Origin of the sequence: Aeromicrobium sp. (assembly GCF_049586495.1) — a bacterium.
Lineage (GTDB): Bacteria > Actinomycetota > Actinomycetes > Propionibacteriales > Nocardioidaceae > Aeromicrobium.
Window position 1 is genome coordinate 1 of sequence record NZ_JBAVCB010000080.1, and the last position, 3,102, is coordinate 3,102.

At 65.2% G+C, this 3,102-nt stretch carries 3 protein-coding genes and 2 tRNA genes; all 5 read right to left on the reverse strand.

Features of this window, described 5'->3' with window-relative positions; translation table 11 throughout:
* Nucleotides 1–102 precede the first annotated feature (102 nt).
* A complete protein-coding gene (locus tag WB508_RS04550) occupies nucleotides 103–903 on the reverse strand; it encodes a class I SAM-dependent methyltransferase (RefSeq protein WP_423843696.1) in 801 nt (266 codons plus the stop codon).
* A 186-nt stretch (nucleotides 904–1,089) separates the two neighbouring features.
* Nucleotides 1,090–1,162: transfer RNA gene (locus WB508_RS04555), tRNA-Glu, on the reverse strand.
* Between the two features lie 55 nt (nucleotides 1,163–1,217).
* Nucleotides 1,218–1,289, reverse strand: a tRNA-Gln gene (locus tag WB508_RS04560).
* A 105-nt stretch (nucleotides 1,290–1,394) separates the two neighbouring features.
* Nucleotides 1,395–2,885 carry a glutamate--tRNA ligase gene (gene gltX / locus WB508_RS04565; protein WP_423843697.1) on the reverse strand — a complete coding sequence of 497 codons (1,491 nt, stop codon included), beginning with the start codon at nucleotides 2,883–2,885 and terminating at the stop codon, nucleotides 1,395–1,397.
* Nucleotides 2,878–3,102 (reverse strand): fumarylacetoacetate hydrolase family protein (locus tag WB508_RS04570; protein ID WP_423843698.1); only part of this gene is annotated, 225 nt, incomplete at its 5' end. The genes gltX and WB508_RS04570, both read right to left, overlap by 8 nt.

The window sequence follows — 3,102 nt, forward strand, 5'->3', positions numbered from 1 at the left end:
AGAATCCTCGTCATTGCCGGCCATGAAGTCTCCTCGCTCGAGCGGAACGACCATCATGCTAGCGGCTACCGCCGGCACGGCGGCCACATCTGCGGACCGCCTCTAGCTGGCGACCACTTCGAACGACCGGATGGGAGCCGCAATCGGGCCAGAACCGTATCGAGCCACCAGGGCGTCCAGGGCGATCTGCGTCGCGCTCGGGACGTCAAGGCCGGGATGGGCCGCAATCTCGCCGCGCAGAGGGGTCCCCTGGCAGTAGGCGACCGCCGCGTCGGCCGCTGTCGTCCGGCTCACCGCATCGACCGCTTGGATGTCGACGTCGGAGAAGCCGGCTTCACCGAGCTCTGCACGGATTCGATTCACGTCGTGGTATCCGTGCGGGGTGCGAGACATGAACAGCAACGGCGGGTTCGGACACGCTCGCAGCAAGGCCTGCTCGATCGTCTGCGGGACCTCATTGGCCTCGATCCGGTCCCACACGTTGAACACGAACGCGCCCCCCGGTCGGAGCACTCGGCTCGCCTCGGCGTAGCCGCGCACCTTGTCTGGGAAGAACATCGCCCCAAACTGGCACACCACCACATCGAACGTCTCATCGCCAAATTTCAAGTCGAGTGCGTCCGACTGCATCCACGTCACGCGGTCCCCCCCGCGGGAGGTGGCTGACGCGACGTCGATCATGGGCTGGTTCAGGTCTGTGGCGGTGATCTGTGCCGCCGGACAGCGCTGGATGATCGCGCGGGTGAGCACGCCCGTGCCAGCTGCAGTCTCCAGAATGTGCTCAGGAGAGCGAGCCGCAACCTGGTCAGCCAGGCGATCGGCAGCTCCGGCGAAGATCATCGGGACCATCAGCTGCTGGTACATCTCGGGCACCGACCCGACGAACTGGGAATCATGAGCCATCGGCATGCGGCCACCTCGCGTCTGCACCGGCATTCCAGTGCAATTGACCCGCCACGATACTCCTCTCGAGCACCGTTGCACCAGATCGAGGGCAAGAATCAGCACGGGCGACATCATCGACCACTGAGGAACCCACGAGAAAACCCCCTGACCAGCTGGCGCAGATCAGGGGGTTTCGTCCATGGGTAGCCCCGACGGGATTCGAACCCGCGCTACCGCCTTGAGAGGGCGGCGTGCTAGGCCGCTACACAACGGGGCCATGGAGTGGTCTTGCGACCGATGGAACCCTACCAAGAAGGCTGGATTTCACATCGCTGGGGTACCAGGACTCGAACCTAGAACGACGGTACCAGAAACCGCTGTGTTGCCAATTACACCATACCCCACAGGTTGCAGGACGAGCCCGAACCGAGGGCTCACTCTACCCGACCCCGACTGCCGTTCCCAAACCGGTCAGGCGTGGAGGGGTCCTGCGGGAACAACGCTGCACATCACGTCAGAACGGCGTCGAGCCGTGCCATCGTGCGGGCGTGGCCCAACAGCTCCAGCGACTCGAACAACGGCGGTGAGATGCGGCTGCCGGTGACGGCTACGCGTACTGGTCCGAACGCCAGACGTGGCTTGAGCCCGAGCCCGTCGACCAGTGATGAACGCAGGGCGCTCTCGATGGCGACGGTGCTCCACTCGGTCAGGTTGGCCACGTCGAGGGCCTCTCGAGCGGCTCGCACGACCTCGAGGCCAGCGTGGTCGAGGCTTTTGGCGCGGTCAGCTTCGTCGATCATGAAGTCGTCATCCGCGATGAACAGGAACCTCAACATGTCGACGGCCTCAGTCAGCAGAGTCATCCGCTCGTGGACCAGCGGTGTGGCGACGGCCAGCGTGGCCAGCTGGTCTGCCGACGGCTCGGCCCCGATCAGATTGGCTGCCTGGAAGAACGGCAGCAGACGCTGCTGCAGATCGTCGACCGACAACATCCTGATGTGATCGGCGTTGATGGCTTCGCACTTCTTGAGGTCGAATCGTGCCGGATTCGGGTTGACCCGCCCGATCTGGAAGACCTCGACCATCTCCTCAAGGGTGAACACGTCGCGGTCGTCAGCGATCGACCAGCCCAGCAGGGCCATGTAGTTGAGCAGCCCCTCGGGCAGGAAGCCCTTGGGCTTGTAGTCCAACAGATTCGACTCGGGGTCGCGCTTGGACAGCTTGGCGCTGCCGTTGCCCATGACGAACGGCAGGTGCCCGAACTCGGGGGTGAACCCGCCACCGACGCCGATCTCGGCGAAGGCTTCATACAACGCGATCTGGCGTGGCGTCGAGCTGAGAAGATCCTCGCCGCGCAGCACATGGGTGATGCCCATCATCGCGTCGTCGGTGGGGTTGGTCAGCGTGTAGAGCGGTTGACCGTTGGCGCGCACGATGACGAAGTCCTGCACGTTCTCGGCGCCGAAGGTGATGTCACCGCGGACCAGGTCGGTGAAGGTCCAGTCCTTCGCCGGCATCTTGAAGCGGATCACCGGCTCGCGGCCCTCGGCCTCGAAGTCGGCCTGCTGCTCAGGGGTGAGATCGCGGTGCAGTCCGTCGTAGCCGCTGGGCTTGCCCGCGGCGCGGGCCGCATTGCGGCGCCCCTCCAGCTCGTCGGCGCTGTCGTACGCCTTGTAGGCGAAGCCACCCTCGACGAGGCGCCGGGCGACGTCGGCGTAGATGTCCATGCGCTCGCTCTGGCGGTACGGTCCGTGCGGGCCGCCGATATCGACGCCTTCGTCCCAGTCCAGGCCCAGCCAGCGCATGACGTCGATCAGCAGCTGATAGGAGTCTTCGGAGTCGCGCGAGGCATCGGTGTCCTCGACGCGGAAGACGAACTTCCCGCCGTGGTGGCGGGCGAACGCCCAGCTGAACAACGCGGTGCGGGCCATGCCCACGTGCGGATTGCCGGTGGGCGAGGGGCAGAAGCGGGCGACCACGGGTCGGGTGGGCTCATGCATCGAGGCTCACCACCTGGTTGGTCAGCGTGCCGAGTCCCTCGATGGTGACGCTGACGCTGTCACCGACCTCCATGGGGCCGACCCCCGAGGGCGTTCCGGTGAGGATGACGTCACCGGGCAGCAGAGTCATGAACGAGGTGACGTAGGCGATGATCTCCGGCACCGAGAAGATCATGTCGGACGAGTTCTCGTCCTGCTTGGTCTCGTCGCCCAGCAC